Genomic DNA, 23,598 nt, shown 5'->3' on the forward strand with positions numbered 1-23,598 from the left:
CTCGTCAGGCGGGCCGGGCGTCGGCGGTACGGCGGGCCGTGTGCAGCAGGGGGGCCCAGGCGACGGTGTCCGTGAAGTCGCCGGTGCCGGCCGGGACGGTGTCCATCACGACGCGGTCGGGGCGCAGCAGGACGGCGTCGGCACGGCCGCGTGCCAGCCAGCCGGCCAGGGTGCCGTCGTCGCCCAGGTCGTCGACGCGGATCGTCGGGGCGCCGAGTGCCGTGGCCACGGCCGTCATCTGCGCCGTGGGTGGCACAGCGGTCAGGACGGCGAAGGAGTCCCCGAGGACGTCATCGAGGCGTACTCGCCTGCCGTCGTGCCGTACCCAGGGCTGCGGGCAGAAGGTGCCGGCCAGCACGCGGCCGGTCAGTCTGGGGCGGCGCCGTACGAGTGGACCGGCGGTCAGGGCGGGACTGAGGTCACGGCTCACCGCCGCGGTCACGCCGGGGATGCGACAGGCGGTGCCCACGACGGCCCGGCGGAACGCCGCACCGCGGTCCTGTCCGCCGGTCATGGCCCAGCCGACGGCGACCGCGATCCGGATCACCTGGCGGGCGTGCGGCTTGCGCTCGCGTTCGTAGGTGTCCAGCAGCCCCTCGGGTGCGCTCTGTTGGAGGACGCGGGCGAGTTTCCAGGTGACGTTTTGGGCGTCGCGCAGGCCCGCGCACAGACCCTGCCCGACGAAGGGCGGGGTGAGATGGGCGGCGTCGCCCAGCAGGAAGACACGCCCCCTGCGCCACCGGTCGGCGAGACGGGCTCGGAAGGTGTACTGCGCCTGCCGCACCACCTCGAAGTCGTCGCCCTGCGAGGCGTCGGGCGGCAGGTCCACCCAGGGGGCGACCAGCTCGCGCAGGCGCTCCCATCCGTCCGGGCCGTCCAGGTTCTGGTCGTCGGCCAGCCGGAACTCCCAGCGGTAGCGGTCCTCGCTGACGCGCATGAAGGTGGCCGGCTGGGTGGGAGAGCAGATCTGCTCGGCGCCTTCCCAGGTGCGCACAGGGCGGCTGGTGCGCACGTCGATGACCCGCCAGCTCTCCTCGAAGTGCAGGTCCTCCCACACGGCGCCGATGGCGTCACGGGTGAGACTGCCCGCACCGTCGCAGCCGAGGACGGCATCGGCCCACAGGTGCTCGTCCTCGTCGCTGCCGTCGCGACGAAGGGTGACCCGGACCGGACCCGTCGGATCGTTCGGTCCGTCGGTGTCCCGTGCGACGGACTGGGTGACGGACACGACCTCCACTCCGCTCCACAGCTCGCACTCCGGGCGGCGCGCCAGGGCGTCACGCAGCAGGCGTTCCAGATCGGGCTGGTCGAACATGCTGGTCTGCGGGAAGCCGTGGTGTCCGTGCATGGACCGCGGGAATTCGGCGATCACGCGGCGCCCGGCGTCCAGCAGCCGCAGTCCGGGCGCCGGGCGGGCGAGGGAGGCGAACTCCTCGTGGACACCGGCGCTCTGCAGGATCCGGCGGATCTCGTCGTCCACGACGACGGCGCGCGGCAGGGGGTAGATGTCCCGGTGACGTTCGAGGAGCAAGCTGCGCACTCCGTGCCGGGCGAGCAGCAGGGCGGCCGTGACCCCGACGGGTCCGGCACCGATGATCACCACCGGTCTACGGGCTGTGGCCTTCATGGTGCGTCCGTAATGGGGGTCCGCTGCTCGCCGAGGTCGATCCGTCCGTCCGGGGTGGCGATCGTGGCGGTGATGAGGTCACCGTTGCGCAGGTACTTGGGGTTCTTGGCCTGGCCCTTGAAGAACGCCTTCCACTTCAGTGCGGGCGGCAGCAGCGCAGCGATCTTCTCGGCCGGCTTGGGCGGGGCCTTCAGGGCCGTGCCGCCGGGTGTGCCGGTCAGCAGCAGGTCGCCCGGGGCGAGGGTCTGGAAGCGGGCGAGCAGGGTGAGCGCCTGTGCGGGCCGCACGATCATGTCGGTCAGCGTGCGGTCCTGGCGTGACACGCCGTTGACCGACAGCCGCAGTCGCAGGTTCAGCAGATGGGTGAAGTCCTCGGGCTCCAGCAGGGCCAGGTACGGACCCGTCGGTGTGAAGGTCGGATAGGACTTGCTCTCGTAGAACTGGGTCTTGGTCAGCTGGACGTCGCGGGCGCTGACGTCGTTGGTCAGGACGAGGCCGGCGACATAGCGCGGCAGGTCCTGCTCCTCGACGACGGTGCCCACGGGCAGGGTGGCGCCCATGACGAGGCCGAGTTCCACCTCGTAGTCGAGGAACTTCACGTGTGCGGGGCGGATGATCGTGTCGTGGGGGCCGCTGACCGAGCCGGACGCTTTACGGAAGAAGGTGGGCGGGATGTCGCCGGTGAAGCCCGAATCCTTGGCGTGGCTGCGGTAGTTGACCATCTGGGCGACCACCCGGCACGGGGTGGTGACCGGAGGCAGCGCCACCAGGTCGGCGACGGGCGTGCCGCTCTCGGCGGAGGCGGCAGCTTCGCGGACCGCGTCGCGGTCCGCGAGCAGTTCGGCGGTGGTGACGGCCTTGGTCTCGATGCGGACGGCGCGTTCGTCCCGGACGACCCACCAACTGTCGGTGGTGCGCAGAACGTTGGTACTCATGAGCTCATCGCTTTCATCAGGCCCAGCAGGCGTGCGGGGTCGAGTTCGTTGTCGTCGCGCAGGGCCGTCATGACCTCGCGCAGCTTGGCCGGGGAAGGGTTGGTGCCCAGGAAGTCGCGGGTGACCGGCGGGCCCCACTGGGCCAGGCCGCTCGCCGACATCGGTGCCCAGCCGGGCTCCAGGTCGCAGGAGAAGAGGTCGCCGTCGGCGAAGTGCTCCAGCATGAAGTGGTCGGGGTCGCGCCAGTAGTCGAACAGCTGGCTGCCCTGGATGTGCCGGCCGATGCCCCAGCTGCGCTGGTAGCCGCGCTCGGCCAGGTACTCCCCACCGACGGCGATCGCATCGAGGTCGGTGACCTGGTAGGCCGAGTGGACGTAGCCGGTTCCGGGCCCCAGGTGCAGGGCCAGCGTGTGGTGATCGACGGCCACGCTCCCCCGGTCGCACCGGATGAACGTCATCGTCGGCCCGCGCCCGCGCTGCCCGTCCAGGAACAGGAAGTCGGACACGATCATCCCGAGGGTGTCCAGGTACCAGTCCAAGGTGCGGGCGAACACCCGTGTTTCCAGCACCACATGGCCCAGCCGCTGGATACGGGACGGCTCACGGGGCGGGCGCTGAGTGGCGTTCGTACGACGGTGATCTGTACCGAAGTTGAGGATCAGCGGCTCCTGCTCGGGCAGCGCGGGCAGCTGCTCGGCGCAGTGCACGACCCGGACCGGCAGGCCCGAGGGATCGAGCAGGGCGACCGACTGCCCGCCCGGTACGCCGATGGCCCGGACGGTACTGCCGGTGGCGCGGGCCAGCCGGTCCAGGTCGGCCCGCTCGGCCGCGCGGAACGCCGGCCCGATGAACCGGGACGCACGCCCCCGCCGGATGACCATGCAGGGTGAGCCCGCGAAGGTGCCGCGCAGCCACAACTCCCCCTCGGTGCGGGCGGCGACCGCGAACCCGAAGTCACGCGCGAAGACCTCAGCCCGGTCCAGGTCCGGCTTCTCGAACTCGAGCCAGGCCAGATCCGCCACCTTGATCACGGGATTCCGGGAACGTCCGGGGTGCTCTCCGCGCAGGGCGCCCTGCTCACTGTGGAGGTCTTGGTGGGGCGTCTGGGGAGCGGCCCTGTTAACGGGGGTGTGGGACATGGTGTCCTCCAAGCAACACTGCTGTAATGAGGAAATCATCAACTTTGCCGTTACCCATCGTCAATAGGGTGGACTCAAATAATTGATGATCTCATCACTAATGGCAGACTCATCGCGACGGTTGTTAGACTCGCCGTATGCCGACGTCAGCCCCGCCCAAGAACCGCTTCGAGCGGCGCCGTGCCGAGACCCGTCAGGCGCTCGTCCGCGCGGCCCGGCAGATCCTCGCGGAGACCGGGGACACCAGCGCCAGCATCCAGGCCATCGCCGAGCGCGCCGACGTCGGCTTCGGCTCCTTCTACAACCACTTCGAGTCCAAGACGGAGCTCTTCGACGCCGCGGTGACGGACGCCCTGGAGGAGTTCGGTCAGGCCATCGACGAGCGTGTCGAAGGGATCGAGGACCCGGCCGAACTCGTCGCGGCGGGCTTCCGGCTCACCGCCCGGATGGCCGACTCCCATCCGGAACTCATGCGGATCCTGCGTGATCGCGGTCTGGCCCACATTCACGCCCAGAGCGGCCTGTCCCCACGAGCGCTCCGCGACCTGGAGATCGGCATCGCCACGGGCCGCTTCACCTGCACCAACCCGACCACCGCCCTGTCCGCCCTCGGCGGGACCCTGCTGTCCCTCGTGGCGCTGAGGCTGGCCCGCCCCGACCTCGACGGCGACGAGGCCGCCTCGGACCTGGCTGAGATGGTCCTGCGCATGCTGGGTGTCCCCGCCGACGACGCCCGTGAGGTCACCCGGCGCACCCTGCCCGGCCTCACCTGATTCCCCCGCCCGAGGCGACCTCTGACTTGCCCCTTTGTGCGGCGAGAGGGCGAGAGCAACGACGCCGTTCGATGCGAGGAAGCCGCCGTTGCAGCGGCGCCCCAGATTTCCATACAACGTATGGAACTGCTTCACTGATACCATACAACGTATGGAAAAGAAGGCTCCCCGGGGAACCAGGAAGAGGGACGTCCCGCTCACCAAGGACGGCATCTACGCCATGGCGCTGCAGCTCATCGACGCCGACGGGGTCGAGGCGCTCAGCATGCGCAAACTCGCGACCGCGCTGGATGCGAACCCGATGTCGCTGTACCACCACGTGCCGAACAAGGACGCCGTGCTGCGTGGTCTGGCCGAGCGCGTCGGCTCGCAGTTCCGCGCGGGGGCGCGGGAAGATCTCCCCTGGCAGGACCGCCTGCGCCAACTGGCTCTGGACTTCCGTAAACTGTCACACAGCCATCCGAAACTGATGGCGTACTCCTTCGCGCGAGCCGACTACGTCCAGCCGGAGGACCCCTTTTGGCAGGGGCTCATCAACATCCTGTCTGCCGCGGAACTGCCGGCCTCGGAGATCCCGCGCGTCGCTGCCTCCCTGTGCGCGGTTTTCACGGGGCTGCTGGTCAGCGAACTGACCGGAGCGCTGCAGCGGTGGACCACCCTGCCGCCGGCACCAGCCGGCCCCGACGGGGAAGACGTCCCCTCACCCGCGAAGGATGTGATCGACGCGATGTTCAACTGTGCGCTGGACGCGACGATCGCCGGCTTGGAGAGCCACATCGCACGAACCCGCAAGGAGCCGTGACGGAGCGGAGCGGCTGCCGCGGGCTCGACGCACACTTCTTCGTTGCCTCGGTGACTGCGCGCTGAGGCGGCGAAGCGGCGAACGTCAGAACGCCGTTCATGCCCCTCCGACTCATGCAGGACGTCCCGCACGCGGAGCGCAGCCGGCGCGTGCCAGGCCGGCAGATACCGGAAAGCCGTGGGCGCCGGTGCTCCCTCAAGCACCGGCGCCCACTCACCCCTGCCCGAGGTGGCTTTGATGTCCCGCTGGACGTGTCAGGGGACGAGGATGAGGCGGATCGGGTCGCCGATCTTGTTCTCCAGTCGGTGGATCGCGTCGGCGGCGTCGGCGAGCGGGATGTGGTCCGTGATGGAGGGGGCGAGGTCGAGGCGGCCGGCTGCGGTCAGCTGCACGAGCTCGGTGACGGACTCGGGGTAGCCGCCGTAGTGGCCACGCACCTGCTTCTGCATGTAGTTGAAGGTCAGGCCCTCGGTGATGGTGAGGGGCCTGGGCGTGATGCCGACCAGGATGAGGGAGCCGCCCAGGCCGAGTGCGGAGGCGGCCTGCTCGCGGACGGCGGGCACGCCGGCGCAGTCGAAGGCGAAGTCGAGGCCCCGTCCGGCGGTGGCGGCACGTACCTGGTCGGCGAAGTCGTCGGCGGCCGGGTCGAGTGCGATGTCCGCGCCGAAGGCCAGGGCGCGTTCCCGGGCGCTGGGCAGCGGGTCGACGGCGATGATCGGTGCGGCGCCGACCAGGCGGGCGAGGCGTACGTTGTGTGCGCCGACTCCGCCCACACCCCACACGCCGACGGACTGTGCGGGGCGTACCCCGGCGGTGGCGACGACGGCGGCGTAGGGGGTGGAGACCGCGTCGGGGATGATCGCGGCCTGGTCGAAGGGGAGGCTGTCGGGGATGGCGATGAGGGTGTCCTCGCGGGCGAGGGTGTACTGGGCCCAGCCGCCGTCGTAGTCGATGCCGGCGGTGAGCATCTGGGTGCAGGGGCGGCGGCGCACGCAGCCGGCGCACTGGCCGCAGGTCTTGCCGGCCTCCAGGGTGACGCGGGTGCCCACGGTCAGGCCGCGCTTGAGGTCGGGGCCGAGGGTGTGGATCACGCCCGAAACCTCGTGGCCGACGGTGACCACGTCTGAGGTGGCGAACAGCGGGACGAGGGAGCCGTCGATCAGGTGGACGTCCGAAAGGCAGACGCCTGCGGCCTTCACCTCGATGAGGATCTCGCCCGGACCCGGCACGGGGACGGGGACCTCCTCCACGACGAACTTCTTGCTGTCCAGGTGGAAGCGTCCGGCGAGCATGGTGTCCATGGTGATCTTCCTTCTGTGAGCGGCACTCCCGGCGATTCGGGCCGATCGGTGCCGTGTGGTGTCGGGCGGGCTTGTGGTGGCCGGGAGGCGTGCGGGGTGGCTGGACGGCCGCACGCCTCCCGGCGTCCGGGGGTCAGGCGAAGACGTCCTGCTGGTAGCGCTCGTCGGCTTCGAGCTGGGCGAGCCACTGCTGGGCGGTTTCGTCGTCGCTGCCGGTCCGCTGGCGGTGAATCGCGGCGAGGGCCTCGCGGACGGCGGGTGCCATGCGGCGGCCGTCACCGCAGACGTAGATGTACGCGCCGTCTTCGATGGCCTGCCACACCGTGTCGGCGGCGTTGGCGATGGCGTTCTGCACGAACCGGGCCGGGTGGCCGCTCACCGCGGAGAAGGCGGTGTGGACCTGGGCGATGCCGGACAGCGCCCACATCTCCATCTCGTCCCGGTAGAAGTAGTCGTGCTCCGGGTGGCGGCAGCCCACGAAGACCTGCGACAGGCCGACCTGGGTGCCGTTCGCGTGCTGCGAGGCGCGCTCCTCCAGGAATCCGCGCAGCGGCGCGATGCCGGTGCCGGGGCCGATGAGGATCAGCGGCGTGGCGGGGTCGGCCGGCGGGGCGAAGGTCGGGGAGGGCACGCGCACGTAGCCGTAGAAGACGTCTCCGGGCTCGAGTCCGGCGATGTAGGAGGAGCAGGTGCCGCGGTACTGGCCGTCACCGGACAGGGCCGGGCCTTCCAGCAGGCCCACAGTCAGGCGCACGTGGCGCGGGTTGGCCAGCGGGGCGGAGGAGATGGAGTAGAAGCGGGGACGGATCGGCCCCGTCATCTCCAGGAAAACGGCCAGCGGCAGTTCGACCGCGGGGAAGCGCTCCAGCAGGCCCAGCACGGAGACGCGCTTGCCGAGGATCTCGTTCTGGTAGCGCTCCTCGGCTTCCTCGGTGTCGGCGGTGTAGGCCTGCAGCTGCGGCCGGGTCCACGGGCACTCGGTGTGCTCGGCCAGGATGCGCACCTGGGTGCGGGTCGCCACGTCCTGCAGCTCCAGGAACTCGGTGAGGAGCAGGCCTGCGGGGACGGGGGTGCCCACCGGCAGGTGGGTGCGGCCGCCGGCCGGCTGGTCCAGCCGCAGGACCTGGTCGCGGTCGACGCCGAGGCGGGCGAGAGCGCGGCCCACCAGTGCCGGCTCGTTCTTGGCGAAGACGGCCAGGTGGTTGCCGGTGTGGTAGGTGACACCCTCGGGGAGCTCGATGGTGATGGACTTCGCCGACGGGCGCGGCGGCTCGAGGCTGAAGTCCCACAGGCCGGTCGCGTCGGCCACGAGTTCGTCGTTGGCCACGACCGTGAGGGGGTAGGCCTGCTCGGAGACGATCGCGGGGCGCACGTCCGCCTCGGTGAGCAGCTGGACCTGGTAGCGCGGGCCGCTCGCGTCGGAGGTGTCGGCGGCGTACTCCTCGGCCAGGGTGGTCCACAGGGTGTCCATCCAGCGAGTGGCCATGCCGTCGAAGTCACCGGCGGCGTCGGCGATGCCGCGCTCGATGACGGGGGTGGCGCCGGCGGCCAGCAGGCCTTCCTCGATCCGCTTGGGGAAGGCCTGGTAGGTGGCCACCCACTGGGTGTTACCGGCGCCCAGCAGCGCGTACCGCACGTTCGACAGCGAGCCCTCGGGCAGTCCTGCGGCGAGCAGGTCGTCGAAACGCTGGGCGTTGTCGGGGGCCTTGCCGTTGTAGCTGGCGGCGACGACCACGAGCAGGCCCTCGGTGGGCAGGTTGTCGCCCAGCTCGTCCAGGCTCGTCAGCGTGGTGCCGAAGCCGGAGCGCTCACCGCGGTCGGCGATGGTGCGCGCCAGGTCCTCGCAGGAGCCGAGGCTGGAGGCGTAGGCGACGGTCAGGTTCACGCCGACGCCGCTGACCGCTGTCTGCGCCTGCGTGTCGCCGGCCTGCGGGTCGGCGGCGCCGAAGACGGTCCGCTGGTGCTCCTGACGCCTGCGGACGACCAGTTGGAAGTCGCCGGGCTTGCGCGTCAGCGCCTCGCGGACGTCCATCTTGTAGTCGGTGGTGTCGGAGAACCTGAACTTCTGCAGTACCAGCGCCAGCGCCAGGCGGGCCTCGGTGAGCGCGAACTGGCGGCCGATGCAGGCACGCACACCGTTGCCGAACGGCTTGTAGGCGTGCGGGTGCTGTTCCACACGGTTCTCCGGCAGCCACCGGTCGATGTCGAACTCCTCCGGCCGGTCCCAGGCCTTGGGGTGGGAGTGCAGCGCGCCCATGAGGATGTTGGCCCTGGTCCCCTTCTTCAGCTCGTACCCGTCACCGATGACGGTGCCGTCGATGGGCGCCTTGGCGATCAGCGGGATGGGAGCCCACAGGCGCAGGGTCTCCTCCAGGATCCGCGGGATCACGTCGAGCTGCATGATCGTGTCGTAGTCCGGGACCGTGTCACCGGGCAGCAGGCGGTCGACCTCGGCGTACGCCTGCGCCAGGACGTGCGGGTTGCGCATCAGCGAGTACGTGGCGAACGACAGCAGGCCACTGGTGGTCTCGTGACCGGCGATCAGGAAGGTCACCACCTGGTCGCGGACGTTGTCGTCCGCCAGCAGCTTGCCGGTCTCCGGGTCGGTGGCCTCCAGCATCAGGCCGAGCAGGTCCTCCTCGCCGGTGCCCTTCCCCTCACGGCGCTCCTTGATCACGTTCTCGACCAGGTCGCGCATCAGCTGGATGTTCTCGCGGTACTTCCTGTCGTCCGCCTTCCGGAGCCTGGTCATCATCGGCAGCTCCTGGGAGCGCCGCAGCGACTCGATCAGCGCCTCCAGCAGCGCGTTGAGGAAGGGGTGCAGTTCCTCCTCGGCGAAGGAGTCGAACCGGTAGCCGAAACCCGACAGAGCGATGGTGTCCAGAGTGAGCCGGGTGTAGTCGTCGGTGATGGCGACCGGCTGCCCCTCCCGGCTCTCCCACTTGCCGACCAGGTTCTGGGCGATCTCCAGCATCTGACCGAAGTAGGTCTTCATCGCCCGCTGGCTGAAGGCCGGCAGGAGGATCCGGTGGGCCATGGCCCATTCCTCTTCGTGCTGGTGGGCCGTGAACAGGCCCGCCCCCGTGTAGTCCCGCACATGGCTCAGCGGCGTCTTCTCGATCTGCTTGAAGAACCGGGTCTCGTCGCAGACCTCGGCCACCAGGTCCGGGTCGTAGACGAAGACCTGCTCGATGCCGGCGATGTCCATGCCGTAGATGCCCTCGGGGAACTGCTTGGACAGCTCGTTGAAGTACTCCACCGGGTTGGTGTCGGGGATCTGCGGCGTGTGGCCGAGCAGGGGTATCCCGCGCGGGGACCGAATGGGGCGAAGGTCGTTCGACGTGGTCATGGCTTGCTCCTTTGTGTGGAGAGGGATGGGCAAGGGTGCCGGTCGATGCCGCGGTGCACCACAGAAACATACGCCGTATGGAAGAGAAACATACGCCGTATGGAACGTCGAGCGCAATCCGGGTCACGGAAGTGTCTGCTCGGTCACTGTGTGGCCCAGCTCATTTCCGTACGCCGTACGAAACCGCTACCGTACGGCGTATGACAAAGGCGAAGCTTCCCCCGCGGGGAACAAGGAAGAGAGACGTGCCTCTGACCGAGACCGGGATCTATGCAGCCGCCCTGCGGCTCATCGACGCGGACGGGGTCGACGCGCTCACCATGCGCAAACTCGCGACCGCGCTGGACGCGAACCCGATGTCGCTGTACCACCACGTACCGAACAAGGGCGCCCTGCTGCGCGGCGTGGCGAGGACGGTCGGCGCCCAGTTCCGCACCGTGACGCTGGAGGACGCTCCCTGGCAGGAGCGCACCCGCCTGCTCGCCACAGATTTCCGGACGCTGGCGCACCGCCACCCCAACCTCATGGCCTACTCGTTCAGCCAGCCGGACTTCATCCAGCCCGAAGACCCGTTCTGGACTGCGCTCACCGCGACACTGGACGCCGCAGGGGTACCGCACTCAGAGATCCGGCCGACCGCAGCTCTCATGTGCGCGGTCGTCATCGGTGTCCTCACCGCCGAACTCAACGGCGCGCTTCACCAGTGGTCGAACCTCGAGCCCACCGCCCCCGCTGCCGGCGAAGACGGGGCCGCGGACGCAGGCCCTGAGGAGGACCGCATGTTCCGCCTGGTGCTGGACACGATCATCACGGGCCTGGAAAGCCGACTCATCACCGATGGTGACGGCCAGGGCGCCGGCCGAGGCATTGCGACTGAGGCAGGCCCCTGGCCGAGCGAGCCGAGCTTTGTCCCAAGGCAGCAAACAGTGTCCAGCTCGCGATGGCCGGGCCCAGTCTGATCCTGCCGGCCGTGGGCCGAGTCGATCTGATGGTGTACACGTCGGCGGATCCACGTGCGCGCTCTACGGGCACTACCTGCCCTACTCTGCCCGCGCCCTGGCCTGTGTGGTGCTCGGCATGGTCGTGAGCGGGTGGGTCTGGCGACCGCGGCCACCACCCGCAGCACCGCGGTCCGGGGTGCTGTGACAGCCCTCTTTGCCGCTGCTCACAAGCTCGTGTGCGAGGCCACCCGGATCGGCGTTCCGGGCAACGTCGTCGTCATGTTCGTCGCCGCCGGCTGCGCCTGCTTTCCGCAGCGCCTCGCCGACATCCCAGGCCACCTCGCGCTCACCCTTGCCGCTGCTTCGCTCGCCTGGATGGCCTGCATGGCCCCCGGTCCCGTAAGGTCCCAAGAACCGCAGCCCTCTGGTGGTGGCCAGGGCCCTGGACGCTGCCGTACGGCTCGCTCGCACTCCGGACGACGACCCTGCCCATGCCCCGGCCTGCCGAGCTTCGGACGCGGCAGCAGCCGAAGCCTGGCGCACGGTGTCGCTGGTACGCGTCCACTCCCCGGAGCACCAGGTCCTGGCACCGCTGCCGGCCATGCCGAATCCGGCATGGCCGACCACCGGGAGCTCGCCTGCTCGGCGAGACTCCTGCGCACAACCGCGCCGCTACGGACGCGAAGGTCGCCGCAGTCGTCATCCTGCCGCCCGAGACCAGGTGAGACCGCCCGGTGTCGGCCGGCTCCGTCAGCCCATCGCCGTCCGCGCCGGTGGAACGTGTGCGCCAGGTGATGCAACGCCGGGCGACTTGATCACGACTGACCGCGGCATGCGGATCGACCCTCGACCGTGTGGGTCACTTCGATCGGCTCGGTCCCTGTCACCGCAAGGGTGAGTCGGCGGTGGGCGTCAGCACGGACTCGGCGACGTCGACGATCTGGCTGATGTCGAAGCCTTCCATGTCGGCGCGGAACTCAGGGCTGGACAGGTACGCCTGCAGCCGCTCCTGCACGTCGTCGGCGTCCCTGTAGGAAACGAGGGCGTACAGATGGGGCGCCTCGCTCCCGGGAGCCGCGGGCACCGTCCAGACGCCGTGTGTGGTGATCCGGTGCTTGGCCAGACCGGGAATGTGCTTGGACCAGATGTTCTCGTAGGCGACGAGCGCCTTAGGGCTGCACAGTGTGTAGACACGAAGCTGGTACTGGGACATGAACACTCGTTCCTTTTCTTCTGGGCATGGTTGTCAGTGGTCGGGCGTGACGCAGTGGAGGCCGTGTCCGGATCCTTCGTCCGGCGACAGCGGACGAAGGGGCGTGCAACGGATTTATTCCGCAAGCCAGTTGGCAGGCTTCTCTCAGCTTTCCGCGAGCAGGTTCGCCAGTTCGACATCCCAGTCGATGTGTCCGGACTCGGTGCCCTGTGGCACCAGAGCCTCCGTGTTCTCCAGGAAGGTCCTGACGTCCTGCACGGGAACCTCGAGCAAGGCGGTGCCCGCAGAAGACCCGAGGGCGATGTACATCGCTTGGTCACCGCGGGCAACGGCCGACCAGATCCGGATGTCCCCATCGCCTGCGGAACCGCTCAGGCCGTCAGCCAGAAGATCACGCCCCAGGACCCAATCAACCGGATCGTCGCTGTGGGCGAAAAAGGTGGCACGGACGACGTAGGGATCACTGGGCTCGTACCGCAGGCGCATACACATGGACAGCGAGTAGTCGCGCGAGACAACAAGCTGCACGGCCACCCCCTGCACCACGGTCCTCAAAGACTCCATCGTTCACTCCACGGCGCCTCTGCCTCGGCTGCGCCCCGCCGCTGGGCGGTCTTCAACGAAGGGAGAGGGGTTACAGCAGGGCCCGGGCGCCGGACGGCATCAGCGGACCCCACGATTCGTGACGTCGCGGCAGCCGGGCGAGCGAGCCTGCGACACATGGTTGGCGTGCGCAGGCAGGTGTGAGAGGGGCAGGGCCTCACCCGGCCGACCGCCTGGGCTGCGGTCAGGACCGCTGACCCCCGGACCAGCGGTCGCGTCCCTGCCGCCGACAGGCATGACGGCGAGGCGCACAGGCTGGGCCCACGGGCACAAGCGGAATCTGTCTCACCGGCCACCGTGGTTCCGGTCGCGATGCCGGTCCCGGCCGTCGTGCTCGTAGCGGTTCCAGTCGTGCCGGTGCGACCTGTCGCACTCTCAGCCACGTCCCTCGCCGTCCCAGCGGCAGGAGTGACCATCGCGGCCATGCCGAGCCGAATCGGTGACGCGGTCGTCGTGGTGCCAGCCACGGATTTCGTCCCAGGAGTAACCCTGCTCGAGCAGGTAGCCGACACCGTGGTCCCAGCGGTAGTCGTCGGCACTGACGTCGACGGCCGGGCGCTGGACGTACGCGGAGGCAGGAGTCGCGGCCGAAGCGGTGCCCCCGGCACAGAGAAGGGCGGCACCCGCGACCGCCACGGAGGAGGCAGCGACAGCGATGCACTTCGCGAGCTTCTTCATGGTCTTTCCTTCCCGGTTGGTGCGATCTGCACCGACGGTTGCTTGTGCAGGCGATGTGAGGCGCCTGGCGTTGTCCGAGCAATCCTTTCCATACGACGTATGGAAGGCCCTCCCCAGTGCTACCATACGTCGTATGGAAATGTCGAGGCGGCGAAGGTGGCCCGCACGGCCGGCAGCGACCGGGAGAACACCGGGTCGGGACTGTCCGGACGACCCTGACCGAAGGTCCGCGCCACTGCTTCGTCGACGTGTCCCCGCTGAACAGCTGGACGTCCTCGCCGAGATCAGCCACAGCATCTGCGGTGCTGGGTCTCCATCGAACGCGCCATCCGCATGCTCACCTACGCCAACCATCTCGGCCCGTACGCCGAGGAGATCAGCCACACCGGAGAGCAACTGGGCAATTTTCCCCAGGCCTTCACCCACCTCGCCCTCATCAGCGCCGCCTTCGACCTCGACCCCGCCCTGGGCTGACCGCCGCCCTCCCGCGGCGGGAGCCACACACGACCGCCGTCCTCGCAGCTGCGGCCGTGCGGGCGTCCGGGTCTGCCCCCATGCTGGAAACGAGGGGGCGAGACACGGAGGAAGTGGTGAGGATGCGGACCGTTGTCGACCTCACGCGCTGCCAGGGCTACGCGCAGTGCGTGTTCCTCGCGCCGGAGGTGTTCGAGCTGCACGGTGAGGAGGGGCTGCTATACGCCACCGCCGTCTCCGACGACCAGGTCGAGCGCGTGCGCCAGGCCGCGGCGGCGTGCCCGGTCCAGGCCATCCTCCTCGGGGAAGAGGTGAGCGGCGGTGCCCGATGACCTCAAGGACGGCCGTATCGTCATCGTCGGCGCGTCGCTGGCCGGGCTACGGGCCGCGGAGGCGCTGCGCGAGGAGGGCTTCACCGGCTCACTGACCGTGGTCGGAGACGAGCCCCACCCGCCCTACGACCGGCCGCCGCTGTCCAAGCAGGTGCTGCTCGGCCAGGCGACGGCGGACACCACGGGGCTGCCGATGCGCCGGGACCCGGATGCCGAGTGGAGGCTGGGCGTCCGCGCCACCGGCCTGGACCCTCTCGAAAAACGGGTGCTGCTGGAGGACGGCGAGTCGCTGCCGTACGACCGGCTGCTGATCGCCACCGGGACCCGGGCGCGGCCCTGGCCCAACCCGGAGGAGGGCGCCCTGGACGGGGTGTTCACTCTGCGCACCCGCGAGGACGCCGGGGGACTGGCCGAGCGGCTGGCCGCCGGGCCCGAGCGGGTGCTGGTGATCGGCGGCGGTTTCACCGGCTCGGAGATCGCCTCGGCCTGCCGGGAACGAGGGCTGGAGGTCACGGTCGCCGAACGCGGCCCCGCACCCCTGGTGGGCGCGCTCGGCGGCACACTGGCGAAGCTCGCGGCCGCCATGCAGCGCAACCACGGCGTGGACCTGCGCACCGGGGTGACGGTCACCGCCCTGCGCGGGAACGGCAGCTTCACCCGTGCGGAGCTGTCCGACGGCAGCCGCGTCGACGCCGACGTCTGCGTCGTGGCGCTGGGTGCGGTCCGCAACGTCGAGTGGCTGGCGGAGTCCGGACTGGCGGCGGGCCCGCGCGGGATCGCCTGCGACGCCGGATGCCGCGCCTTCAACATGTACGGAATCGTCACCGACGACATCTTCGTGGCCGGTGACGTCTCCCGCTTCCCCCACCCGCTGTTCGGCTACCAGATGCTCTCCCTGGAGCACTGGGGCAACGCGGTCGAGCAGGCCGAGGTGGCGGCCCACAACATGGTCAGTCCGGGGCCCCTGCGGCGCCCGCACCTGGCCATCCCGACGTTCTGGTCGACCCAGTTCGGGCTCAACATCAAATCGGTGGGCGTGCCCACCTACTCCGACCACGTGATCATCGCCCAGGGCTCCCTGGAGGCGCGCCGCCTGGCCATGGTCTACGGCTACCGGGGACGGGTCACCGCCGCGGTCACCGTCGACATGGCCAAGTCGCTCGACTACTACCGGCACCTGATCGAGACCGCCGCTCCCTTCCCGCCCCCACCCGGCGCGCAGGACCGTGCGATCGCGGCCGACATCCCGATTCCATCCGACGTGCCGGACCCGAGTGGGCTGTCCCACGGCCCCACCGTGGCGCTCACCGGATACCTCCCCGACCGCCGGCTGACCGTGGTGCAGCCCACGGGCTGACCCAGGTCCCGCCCAACCACGAGGAGCCACCATGGACTCCGACACCCTGCTGGCGCGGATCACCGACTACGCCAACCGCCCCAACCCCTACCCGCTGTACGAGGAACTCCGCGAGGCCGGTCCCGTGGTGCGGCAGGCAGACGGCAGCTACCTGATCGGCACCTATCACGAGATCGCCGCTCTGCTCCACGACCCACGGATCAGTGTCGATCCCCACACCCGTGGCGAGGCGACCCACAAGCCGCCGTTCCTGCGGCTCGACGACCCCGAGCACCACAGGCTGCGCACCCTGGCCATGCGGCCGTTCGGCCCGCCGCACAGCCCGGGCCGGGTCGATGCCATGCGCGGTGAGATCGACCGGATCACCAAGGAACTGCTGGAGCCCTTCGAGGCGGGCCGGCAGATCGACGTCGTCGACGCCTTCGCCTACCCGCTGCCCGTCACGGTGATCTGCCGCTTGCTCGGCGTACCGCGCGAGGACGAACCGCTGTTCCGGGCCTGGTCCGACGCTCTGGTCGCAGCCGCCGACGTCAGGCCCGAAGAGGACACCACCGAGACGGACAAGGCCGGCAACCAGGCGCGGATCGAGCTGGGCGGGTACCTGGTGAACCTCGCCGAGCAGCGCCGTGGCCACCCGACCGACGACATGCTCTCCGCCTTCGTCAACGAGCCGGACCCGGCCCTGCGGCTCACCGAGGAGGAACTCGCGGAAACCGCCATCCTGCTGCTCATCGCCGGACACGAGACCACGGTCAACCTGATCACCAACGGGGTCCTCACCCTGCTGCGCCAGCCCGAGCACCTGGACCAGCTGCGTCGCGAACCCGACCTGCTGCCGCGAACGGTGGAGGAACTGCTGCGCTACGAACCCCCGGTCCACATCCGCGGGCGCATCCCGCTCGCCGACATCGACGTCGCCGGCACCACGATCCCCGAAGGCACCTCCGTCGTACTGGCGCTGGCCTCGGGCAACCGCGACCCCAAGCGGTTCCACGAGCCCGACCGGTTCGACCCCACCCGCCCGGACAACCAGCACCTCGGCTTCGGCAGCGGCATCCACCTGTGCTACGGGGCACCCCTCGCCCGCATCGAGGCCCAGGCCGCACTGGGCGCGCTGCTCCCCCAACTCGGCACGGCACGCCTGGTCCAGGACCCGCCGCCCTACCGGCAGAACGCCATGCTCCGCGGGCCGCGCCACCTGCCCGTCCAACTCTGAGCTGAGCTTGATCTTTATGGTCTGACCAATCCCCCAGGTTCTGCACGGACTCGGCAAGGCAGGCCAACCGCTTGGTCGCCCTGCCTTGGCGCCGTGACTTCACTGAGGCTGTTCCAACCTCATCGTGAGGCTGCGAGGTTGGAACAGCTCAGGGTGTGCGGCCGGCGCGATTCAGGCGTTCCTACCAAGCCACCGGCAGCTCCAGCGGGAACCGCCGGATCGTCTCCGTGTCCCACCGCACTTCCTCCGGCGACACCGCAAGCCGCAGCCCGGGGAAGCGCTCCAAGAGGCGCCCGATCGCCACTTCCAGCTCCGCCATGGCCAAGGGCACCGCGATGCACCGGTGTCCGCCCCAGCCGAACGTCATGTGCGGCTGGTACGGCCGGTCGGGGTCGAGGACGTGGGAGGCTGGGAAGCGCTCCGGGTCACGGTTGGCCGTCAGGTACGACACGTGGACGAAGTCGCCCGCCCGGATCCGTACGCCGTCCAGCTCCACGTCCTCAAGGGCCACCCGGGGGATACCGACCCCCTTGCGGAACGGGATGTGGCGGAGCATCTCCTGCAGGACGTCAGTCAGGGTCTCCGGCCGGCGCCTGAGGTGTTCCATCAGCTCGGGACGAGTCAGGAGCAGGTACGCGATGTCGCTGATCTGGCATGTCGCCGTGTCCTGGCCGCTGAGTGTCAGCGTCAGTGCCATGACCGCCAGTTCCCTGTCGTCAAGCTGGTCCTCGCCGTCCCGCGCTGCGGCCATCGCGCTGATGAGGTCCTTGCCGGGTGAGTTGCGGCGCTGCTCGATGAGTTTGGCGAAGTAGGCCGTCAGATCGGACTTGGCGCTCGCCGCGGCCTCCTTGTTGTCCGCGCCGACGACGAGCAGCTGGCGCACGGACTCCTGCATTCGGGGCCATTCCTCCCGTTCGACGCCGAGGAGGTCCAGGATGGTGTGCTGGGGAAGCGGGTCGGAGAGGTGCTGAACCAGGTCCGCCGGCGGGCCGTCCTCCTCCATCTTGTCCAGCAGGACGTCCGCGAGCCAGGTGATCCGGCTCCGCATCCCGTCGACCTGCTGCTGGGTAAAGGCCTGCGAGGCCAGCCGGCGGACGCGGCTGCTGTGCGGCGGGTCCATCACGTTGATCGATTCGGGCGAGACGATGGGCTCCGGCGTCAGCCGGGGGTAGTCGTGGCCGATGATGGCGGCCCGGCTGAGCCGGTGGTCGGTGGTCACCTGCTTGACGGAGTCGAAGCCGGTGACCAGCCAGACGTCCGCATCGCCGTAGGGAAGCCGGATGCGTGCGGGGGAATCGCGCTGCATCAGGTCCGCGAGCGCAGGGTCGAACTCCAGGGCTTCGCTGAAGTCGAACGGGCAGATGGTTGTCTCGTCGTCCGCGGTCATCAGGCGGTTCCTCCGGGCATGGGTACGACATTGGTGGTGTCCACAGCCCGGCGAATGGCCTTGGCGAGGCAGACGGCATCGCCGACGGCCCAGTAGTGGACGAAGAACAGGCGTGGTTCGTCGGTGAGGTTGTGGTGGTGCACCTCGACGAGTTCGACGCCACCGTGCCGCAGGGCCACGAGGACGGGTTGGACCTCCTCGGCGATCATGACCAGGTCACCGCTGAGGGCGGCCCTTCCGCCGCCGAGCGGCTGGAAGTTGACGGAGGTGGTGGTGCCCAGTCCCGGAGGCAGGATCACAGGGCCGTCGGCGACGGTCTCGCGGCGGACATAGGTGCACTTGTAGATCTCGCCGTCGGTGGCGCCCTTGACGCCCATGACGGCGTCGATCGCGGCGGTGTCCAGGTCGACGGGCGGCGAGGTGGTGGTGGGTTCGGCGGGCGGGGTGCCGGTGCAGTCGAATGCGGCGCGCAGACCGCGGGCGACGGTGACCGGATCGTGGCCGTGGGCATGCAGGTGAACCCACCAGACATCCGGCTCGTGGGCGAGCAGGTGCTTGTGGATGGCGGTCTGCATGATCCCGTGCTCCTGCAGGACGTCACTGAAGTGCTGCAGTTCGCGCTCGGTGACCACGGCGTCGCCCATCAAAAGCGTGCTGTGGTCTGCGTACCGGACGAAGGACACGTGTGTGCCCAGGGCGAGCGCGGGGTTGATCCGGATGCCGCGGGAGAAGACCGTGAGGTCCCAGCGCGGCAAGCCCGTGTGGTACATGAACCGCCTTATGTCACCGGGTCGGCCGAGAGCCTCGCCCACGTCCGCCCAGTCCGCCAGCTTGGTCATCACCGGTTCGACCAGGGCGCGGTCCTGCGGTCCGGCGGACAGGGCGCGGGCCCCGGCAGGCACACCGGTGAGTAGGGGCGCAAGGGCGGCCGCGGCCAGCACACGGCGCCGGGACGCGGTGAGCCGGGAGCGGGTGCCCTGCTGTCGCTCGTCATCCATGTCATATGCCTCCTGCCGTGATGCAAGCACGGGAGACCGCGTGGACCGCTGATCGGCACACTTACATCCCGCCAGGTGGGCTAACTGACTGCCTCCTTTGGACCGCGGCTGTACAGCAACTCGCCGCGCGAGCCATCGAGGTCATCCCAACCAGCGTCTGCCGGACATGCCGTGGCGGCCGAAGGACGACGCCTCGCCGAGTCGTGCGGTCATGCGGACCGCGCGGATCCGCTTAGGATCGTGGCGGAAGACGCCTGTCGGCCCGCGTCCAGGCTGTCCGTGCTGCCCGCAGCCGTCAGCAGCACGATCCGGACCGCTACCGGCAGGCCGCCTTGTGCGGCATCGCCGCCAACCCGAACCCGGGCAAGGGACCAAAGTCCAAGGTCAGAGCGCTGGCCGAACGACTACGAGACCGCACCGGTGACTACCAGCAGTACATGACCGACTTCGCGGTCCCCTTCGACAACAACCAGGCCGAGCGCGACCTCAGAATGGTCAAAGCGCAACAGAAGATCTCCGGATCCTGGCGGACCCTGACCGGCGCGAAGCGCTTCGCCCGGATCCGCTCCTACATCTCCACTGTACGCAAACACGGCATCAACCCCCTCACCGCCCTACGCGACCTCTTCGCAGGACGGCCATGGACGCTGCCCACAACCAGCTGAAAGTCCTGAACAGTTACCAGGAGTCGCCTCGGTCGTACTGCACCAAGGCGACTCCCTGGGGTAGGTCATTGCCGTATGGGACTCGACCCAGGCACCCGTTCGGCACCTTGAGCTGTTTTCCTGGTCAGCCGAACGGACTGACTCACGCCCGTTCGAGGATCAGGTCGTGGTCGGACTCGATCTCCTGGTCTGCCGTCAGGTGAACGTGGGCTCCTTCGTGTACCTGGTCCTGTGCCAGGGTGAGGAGGTGACGAGCGAGCGAGACCAGGCCCGCACGGTTGGCCTTGATAGAGACCTCTGACCCGCTGACCGAGACGGCGATTTCGAAATCCTCGTCCCCGGAAAGCAGTAGACCGCCTCCAGGGCGATAATCGGGGACCTGGACAATGTGCTCCACCTTGGGGCTCCTTTGCATCTTGTGGTGATGTCCGGCGCGGGAGTCGCCTCGGGCGTACTGCACCAAGGCGACTCCCGTCCCAGGTAACGGTCACACGCTCACCCGAGGTAGATGTGCCTGTTTTCCACGACCATGGACTTGCCGGGCTTCTTCGGGTTCGGGGCCAGTCGCTCGAAGTTCATGTGCGGGCCCCCGCCATGCTGTCCCGTGATGTCCGACTCACCCATCCTGGCCACACGTGTTCCGTCCTTGGAGACAAACCGGCCACTCCCCGCAACGGGCTCCGTATACCCAGGTCCGACCCACTTTTCCGCTGCGGACAGCGCATCGTCTTTGCGGTGATCCCCAAGGACGCCGCGGAGATGGTGGCCGCAACCATCCGCACGACAGCTCACGACGGGTGGGCGGGCGATCGCGCCACTTGTAGAACCACGACTCGCTCACGCCCAGGGCGCGGCAGGAGACGGTGTGCGGGATGTCGTGCTCGGTCCTGTTGTCGCTGATCACCCCGGCCACGGTGGCCGGGTCCGCCGCAGCTATCTCACGCCCCACGAAACACGCCTGCGCTACCGGCAAGACCAAGCCCTCGCGGCGTAACAACAACGTGCCCAAGATCACGGGGAAACTTCAAACTGAAGGTATTGGTGGCCCTGGATGCGGAGCGTCCCCGGCTGGGAGCTGGTCTTGCCGCGGGGGCACGTCGCCTGCTGTAAGTCCCAGTCGATGGTGAAGGCGGACTTCCCGAAGCCCTCGCCGCTCTTGGCCTGGCGGCTGTGGTCGGCGACGATCGGGCCGAGCAGCGTAATACCGTGGACCTGCTGGGCGCGTTGGACGCGGGCCGGGGTGATGTAGGCGGCATCGACCACGTGCTCGGCCGGGACCAGGGCGGCCTGGGCCAGGTCGTCGTGGATCTGCTCGGTGAGCTGACCGTCCTGGACCGGGGCGATCGTGGTGGCCACGTGCACCACGATCTCGGGCCGCTGTTCCTCGCAGGTCTCGGTGTAGTGCACGCGATAGCCGCTCCACTCGGTGCCGTTCTTGGTGCAGTAGTGCGCGTCGGTGTCGTAGGGGGAATCGAAGCGCAGGCTCGCCGGTGGCAGCGCGTGCCCGTCACGCCAGCGGAGCTGTCCTTCCTCGTCCCAGTAGTAGTGGTGAACCCACACCTGTCGCAGAACCTCCACCTGGGGCAGAGTCCGCAGCCGGCCCGGTGCGTCGGGGGACCACAGGGCGGCCAGCACCTTCTGCCCGTCCCGTCCGAAAGTCTCCGCCCGCGCGATCACGGCCTCCGGTCCACCGGGCACCTTCCGGATCTCGATCTTCCGCCCGTACCGCTTGTCCCACTCGGGTTCGATCAGCGGCTGCAGCCACTCCGGCGCGATCTCGGCCAGTTCCTCAAGGGCGGCCCGCAAGCTCTCCCCGGCCAGCTCCAGACGGCTGAGCCGTCGCACCGCGGCCAGGACATACGTCGCGTCGGTACGCCGCCGCCCGCCGGCCTTCAGCAATCCCGCCTCGGTCAGCCGCGTGAGCATCACACGCAACATCCGGTCCACCGCGTCGCCTTGCACCAGGCGGGCGCGGAAATCGCTCAGCAGCGAGTAGCCGAACCCGGTGTCCTCCAACTCCAGCCCCAGAGCGTACTTCCAGTCGATCCGAGTGCGAACCGCCTGAGCAGCCGCCCGGTCCGACAGATCCTCGGCGAACTGCAGCACCGACACCAGCGCGAGCTGCCCCGGCGAGAAACCCGGCCGCCCATCAGCGGGATAGAGATCCGCGAACTCCTCATCCCCGAACAGCACATCGAGGCGATCCCGCACCAGCATCGCGGGGGTTCCCTTCGGGCACGCCGCCCACACCGTGCGCACCGTCCGCGCCGGAATCCGCTGGTAATCCCCTGGCTGCAACGACATCAGGCCCGCCCCGACCTCGGCACCGCCCCGCTGCCTCCACTGAAGCACCGACCGGAACAGCTGTCAGCACCCGCTGAAGATCACCAACAGAGTCACGGTGTTGACTTCAACAGCCGGGCGCTCAACCTGCCCGGACGCCGAAAACACCAGCCGCCACATGCGAAAGAGGGTCCGTCAGCAAGCTGACGGACCCTCACGCAAGATCGAGGCTAAGCCGTCAGGTCGCGGTCACTCTCGTCAGAGAGTCTCCTACCGCTGCGCCGCGGAGTTGTGTCGAATTCGAGAGGATCCGCCTCGAAGGCTCTGGGCCCAGGAGTAGGGAGTCAACGACCCCTGGAATTTCTACGCCACCGTACAAGATTGCCGAATCCCAGTCGCCAGCGTCAGTGATTCCCCGGTAATCGGACACGAGAGCGCGCGTCGGCGTCGCGACTCGAGACATGGTCGACACGACAGCGGAATTGAATGCTCGCGCCTCTTCGGTCGTCAAGCCATCCACCCAGAACGTCTGGATTTCACAGCCGAGCGGCTCGTGTGTATACGAGCCTACGACATTGATATCTGCCGACTTCCACCAATTGATACTGATGGATGCAGCCCTGAGCCCGATGAGCAGGTTGAGTACCTCGAACCCGACGGGAACATCGTCGCCATCGACGTTGACCACGGTCGCGACACCGGTCCTGGGGTGGGCGAGAGTGAAGCCGTGTTGCTCAAACACGGCAACCTGGTCGCAAAAAAAAACTGACTCCGCACCCGTCTCGCGGTACCATCGAATGAATCCGTCTCCCACTTTTCACCCCTTAGGCATGTTGAAAGTGTGGACGTTATCGGGACCGAACACCTTGCGCGCTTGGTTGATTGCCGATTCGGGGGTGTTGGACGCGTCCAGGTAGTAGATGGCTGGCACGCCCGCCTCGTCAGCGGCATATTTGTTGATTTTGAGCGCCTTTCCGAACTTCGAAGGATTGGCCGCTTCCACCCCTCCGCCCACGTATACATACTCTCCATTCGGGCCTATTGCATCTATTCCACTGGATCCAACGTTAGGCATGACAATCTTGATGTCTTGCCCCTTTGCATCCTTAGCGACCCTGCCGCCAATTAGATCTGCTACATATTCTTCCCTTCGGTCCCCCAGAGCACCTGCCTCAGCACCCTTGGAAGCTCCACCGCCCACAAAGCCGGTCGGCCTGTTCGCCAGGCGTATCGCCTGGCGAACAGGCCGAGGCCGCTGTGTTTATCTCAGGCGGCCGGACGGTTCGAGAATTCCTCGATAAGGTCAAGTGTCAGGTCTGCCAGGTAGGCCTCCACCTCGGGGGGAACGCGGTCGATGGGCCTGTTCCCGTCGAGGATTTCGGACACTCTGGTTGAGGCGATCACGTACGCCCAGTGGACACTCGAGCGTCTACCAAGGATCCTTTCGCAAACCCAGTCCTGAAATCCACTCAGCGGGGAGCTCCCAAGAGCGGTGCAGAACCCTTCGATGAATGCCACCATCGTT

23 protein-coding genes and 1 pseudogene are annotated in these 23,598 nt (G+C 68.6%); 8 read left to right on the forward strand and 16 right to left on the reverse strand.

Translation table 11 applies throughout. From position 1 onward, the window contains the following. Positions 1-4: 4 nt before the first annotated feature. Genes OG747_RS51175 through OG747_RS51185 form a run of 3 tightly spaced genes read right to left on the reverse strand, consistent with a single transcriptional unit; the run spans position 5 to position 3,701 of the window. Positions 5-1,627: a bifunctional 3-(3-hydroxy-phenyl)propionate/3-hydroxycinnamic acid hydroxylase gene (locus OG747_RS51175; RefSeq protein ID WP_331743456.1), complete on the reverse strand. Its 1,623-nt coding sequence runs from the start codon at positions 1,625-1,627 to the stop codon at positions 5-7. Beyond that, the gene (locus OG747_RS51180; RefSeq protein ID WP_331743453.1) at positions 1,624-2,562 is read right to left on the reverse strand and encodes a fumarylacetoacetate hydrolase family protein; all 939 of its coding nucleotides are present in this window, start codon (positions 2,560-2,562) and stop codon (positions 1,624-1,626) included. The genes OG747_RS51175 and OG747_RS51180 overlap by 4 nt, the downstream gene beginning before the upstream one ends. Next, positions 2,559-3,701, reverse strand: a complete 1,143-nt coding sequence (locus OG747_RS51185; protein ID WP_331744973.1) for a VOC family protein — start codon at positions 3,699-3,701, stop codon at positions 2,559-2,561. Before OG747_RS51185 ends, OG747_RS51180 begins: the two co-directional genes overlap by 4 nt. Before the next feature lie 137 nt (positions 3,702-3,838). On the opposite strand from OG747_RS51185, the gene OG747_RS51190 reads away from it, so the two are divergent. Together OG747_RS51190 and OG747_RS51195 are read left to right on the forward strand one after the other, a co-directional pair. Next, positions 3,839-4,474: a TetR/AcrR family transcriptional regulator gene (locus tag OG747_RS51190; RefSeq protein ID WP_331743450.1), complete on the forward strand. Its 636-nt coding sequence runs from the start codon at positions 3,839-3,841 to the stop codon at positions 4,472-4,474. 151 nt (positions 4,475-4,625) lie between these two features. After that, the gene (locus OG747_RS51195) at positions 4,626-5,276 is read left to right on the forward strand and encodes a TetR/AcrR family transcriptional regulator (RefSeq protein ID WP_331743447.1); all 651 of its coding nucleotides are present in this window, start codon (positions 4,626-4,628) and stop codon (positions 5,274-5,276) included. Between the two features lie 254 nt (positions 5,277-5,530). Here the strand turns inward: OG747_RS51195 and OG747_RS51200 are convergent, their stop codons facing one another. Both OG747_RS51200 and OG747_RS51205 read right to left on the reverse strand, forming a co-directional pair. Next, entirely contained in the window at positions 5,531-6,577 is a 1,047-nt protein-coding gene (locus OG747_RS51200; RefSeq protein WP_331743445.1) for a zinc-binding dehydrogenase, read from the reverse strand. A gap of 133 nt (positions 6,578-6,710) precedes the next feature. Beyond that, the gene (locus OG747_RS51205; protein WP_331743442.1) at positions 6,711-9,926 is read right to left on the reverse strand and encodes a cytochrome P450; all 3,216 of its coding nucleotides are present in this window, start codon (positions 9,924-9,926) and stop codon (positions 6,711-6,713) included. A 245-nt stretch (positions 9,927-10,171) separates the two neighbouring features. Here OG747_RS51205 and OG747_RS51210 point away from each other — a divergent pair, with 245 nt between their 5' ends. Then, on the forward strand, positions 10,172-10,885 hold the full coding sequence (locus tag OG747_RS51210) for a TetR family transcriptional regulator (protein WP_331743439.1): 714 nt from the start codon (positions 10,172-10,174) through the stop codon (positions 10,883-10,885). Between the two features lie 865 nt (positions 10,886-11,750). On the opposite strand, the gene OG747_RS51215 is transcribed toward OG747_RS51210, so the two are convergent. The 3 genes from OG747_RS51215 to OG747_RS51225 all read right to left on the reverse strand — a co-directional run bounded on the left by OG747_RS51215 (position 11,751) and on the right by OG747_RS51225 (position 13,361). Continuing rightward, complete coding sequence (locus OG747_RS51215) at positions 11,751-12,080, reverse strand: NIPSNAP family protein (RefSeq protein ID WP_331743436.1); 330 nt, start codon at positions 12,078-12,080, stop codon at positions 11,751-11,753. 144 nt (positions 12,081-12,224) lie between these two features. Then, complete coding sequence (locus tag OG747_RS51220; protein ID WP_405886390.1) at positions 12,225-12,626, reverse strand: SsgA family sporulation/cell division regulator; 402 nt, start codon at positions 12,624-12,626, stop codon at positions 12,225-12,227. Between the two features lie 432 nt (positions 12,627-13,058). Continuing rightward, positions 13,059-13,361, reverse strand: coding sequence for a hypothetical protein (locus OG747_RS51225; protein ID WP_331743429.1), 303 nt, complete (start codon positions 13,359-13,361; stop codon positions 13,059-13,061). Between the two features lie 330 nt (positions 13,362-13,691). Between OG747_RS51225 and OG747_RS51230 the strand changes: the two are divergent. The 4 genes and pseudogenes from OG747_RS51230 to OG747_RS51245 form a co-directional block, all read left to right on the forward strand. Continuing rightward, positions 13,692-13,835: pseudogene (locus OG747_RS51230) on the forward strand (glycoside hydrolase family 15 protein); the annotation flags it as partial. A 122-nt stretch (positions 13,836-13,957) separates the two neighbouring features. After that, on the forward strand, positions 13,958-14,167 hold the full coding sequence (locus OG747_RS51235) for a ferredoxin (protein ID WP_331743426.1): 210 nt from the start codon (positions 13,958-13,960) through the stop codon (positions 14,165-14,167). Next, positions 14,157-15,524, forward strand: coding sequence for an FAD-dependent oxidoreductase (locus tag OG747_RS51240; RefSeq protein ID WP_331743423.1), 1,368 nt, complete (start codon positions 14,157-14,159; stop codon positions 15,522-15,524). The genes OG747_RS51235 and OG747_RS51240 overlap by 11 nt, the downstream gene beginning before the upstream one ends. A gap of 31 nt (positions 15,525-15,555) precedes the next feature. Next, positions 15,556-16,740, forward strand: a complete 1,185-nt coding sequence (locus OG747_RS51245; RefSeq protein ID WP_331743420.1) for a cytochrome P450 — start codon at positions 15,556-15,558, stop codon at positions 16,738-16,740. Positions 16,741-16,921: 181 nt separating this feature from the next. Here the strand turns inward: OG747_RS51245 and OG747_RS51250 are convergent, their stop codons facing one another. Both OG747_RS51250 and OG747_RS51255 read right to left on the reverse strand, forming a co-directional pair. Beyond that, positions 16,922-18,127 (reverse strand): cytochrome P450, encoded by a 1,206-nt coding sequence (locus OG747_RS51250; protein ID WP_331743417.1) that lies wholly within the window; start codon positions 18,125-18,127, stop codon positions 16,922-16,924. Next, on the reverse strand, positions 18,127-19,125 hold the full coding sequence (locus OG747_RS51255) for a DUF1259 domain-containing protein (RefSeq protein WP_331743414.1): 999 nt from the start codon (positions 19,123-19,125) through the stop codon (positions 18,127-18,129). The genes OG747_RS51250 and OG747_RS51255 overlap by 1 nt, the downstream gene beginning before the upstream one ends. A gap of 332 nt (positions 19,126-19,457) precedes the next feature. Between OG747_RS51255 and OG747_RS51260 the strand changes: the two genes are divergently transcribed. Next, complete coding sequence (locus tag OG747_RS51260; RefSeq protein WP_331743411.1) at positions 19,458-19,790, forward strand: transposase; 333 nt, start codon at positions 19,458-19,460, stop codon at positions 19,788-19,790. Positions 19,791-19,932: 142 nt separating this feature from the next. Here the strand turns inward: OG747_RS51260 and OG747_RS51265 are convergent, their stop codons facing one another. The 6 genes from OG747_RS51265 to OG747_RS51290 form a co-directional block, all read right to left on the reverse strand. Beyond that, entirely contained in the window at positions 19,933-20,187 is a 255-nt protein-coding gene (locus OG747_RS51265; RefSeq protein ID WP_331743409.1) for a hypothetical protein, read from the reverse strand. Between the two features lie 98 nt (positions 20,188-20,285). Then, positions 20,286-20,423 (reverse strand): hypothetical protein, encoded by a 138-nt coding sequence (locus OG747_RS51270; protein WP_331743406.1) that lies wholly within the window; start codon positions 20,421-20,423, stop codon positions 20,286-20,288. Positions 20,424-20,801: 378 nt separating this feature from the next. Further along, complete coding sequence (locus OG747_RS51275) at positions 20,802-22,007, reverse strand: transposase (protein ID WP_331765194.1); 1,206 nt, start codon at positions 22,005-22,007, stop codon at positions 20,802-20,804. 304 nt (positions 22,008-22,311) lie between these two features. Continuing rightward, positions 22,312-22,887: a hypothetical protein gene (locus tag OG747_RS51280; protein WP_331765195.1), complete on the reverse strand. Its 576-nt coding sequence runs from the start codon at positions 22,885-22,887 to the stop codon at positions 22,312-22,314. A 3-nt stretch (positions 22,888-22,890) separates the two neighbouring features. Then, positions 22,891-23,088, reverse strand: coding sequence for a hypothetical protein (locus tag OG747_RS51285; RefSeq protein ID WP_405886394.1), 198 nt, complete (start codon positions 23,086-23,088; stop codon positions 22,891-22,893). A 251-nt stretch (positions 23,089-23,339) separates the two neighbouring features. Continuing rightward, complete coding sequence (locus OG747_RS51290) at positions 23,340-23,594, reverse strand: hypothetical protein (protein ID WP_331743393.1); 255 nt, start codon at positions 23,592-23,594, stop codon at positions 23,340-23,342. Positions 23,595-23,598 lie beyond the last annotated feature (4 nt).

Origin of the sequence: Streptomyces sp. NBC_01384 (assembly GCF_045040035.1) — a bacterium.
Classification (GTDB): Bacteria; Actinomycetota; Actinomycetes; order Streptomycetales; family Streptomycetaceae; genus Streptomyces.

Coding starts and splice junctions, on each gene's coding strand:
- OG747_RS51200 (WP_331743445.1), bottom strand. CDS start 6,577: ATGGACACCATGCTCGCCGGACGCTTCCACCTGGACAGCAAGAAGTTC.
- OG747_RS51250 (WP_331743417.1), bottom strand. CDS start 18,127: ATGACCGCGGACGACGAGACAACCATCTGCCCGTTCGACTTCAGCGAA.
- OG747_RS51205 (WP_331743442.1), bottom strand. CDS start 9,926: ATGACCACGTCGAACGACCTTCGCCCCATTCGGTCCCCGCGCGGGATA.
- OG747_RS51180 (WP_331743453.1), bottom strand. CDS start 2,562: ATGAGTACCAACGTTCTGCGCACCACCGACAGTTGGTGGGTCGTCCGG.
- OG747_RS51175 (WP_331743456.1), bottom strand. CDS start 1,627: ATGAAGGCCACAGCCCGTAGACCGGTGGTGATCATCGGTGCCGGACCC.
- OG747_RS51275 (WP_331765194.1), bottom strand. CDS start 22,007: ATGCTGGTGCGGGATCGCCTCGATGTGCTGTTCGGGGATGAGGAGTTC.
- OG747_RS51235 (WP_331743426.1), top strand. CDS start 13,958: ATGCGGACCGTTGTCGACCTCACGCGCTGCCAGGGCTACGCGCAGTGC.
- OG747_RS51290 (WP_331743393.1), bottom strand. CDS start 23,594: ATGGTGGCATTCATCGAAGGGTTCTGCACCGCTCTTGGGAGCTCCCCG.
- OG747_RS51185 (WP_331744973.1), bottom strand. CDS start 3,701: ATGTCCCACACCCCCGTTAACAGGGCCGCTCCCCAGACGCCCCACCAA.
- OG747_RS51190 (WP_331743450.1), top strand. CDS start 3,839: ATGCCGACGTCAGCCCCGCCCAAGAACCGCTTCGAGCGGCGCCGTGCC.
- OG747_RS51195 (WP_331743447.1), top strand. CDS start 4,626: ATGGAAAAGAAGGCTCCCCGGGGAACCAGGAAGAGGGACGTCCCGCTC.
- OG747_RS51225 (WP_331743429.1), bottom strand. CDS start 13,361: ATGAAGAAGCTCGCGAAGTGCATCGCTGTCGCTGCCTCCTCCGTGGCG.
- OG747_RS51215 (WP_331743436.1), bottom strand. CDS start 12,080: ATGTCCCAGTACCAGCTTCGTGTCTACACACTGTGCAGCCCTAAGGCG.
- OG747_RS51245 (WP_331743420.1), top strand. CDS start 15,556: ATGGACTCCGACACCCTGCTGGCGCGGATCACCGACTACGCCAACCGC.
- OG747_RS51255 (WP_331743414.1), bottom strand. CDS start 19,125: ATGGATGACGAGCGACAGCAGGGCACCCGCTCCCGGCTCACCGCGTCC.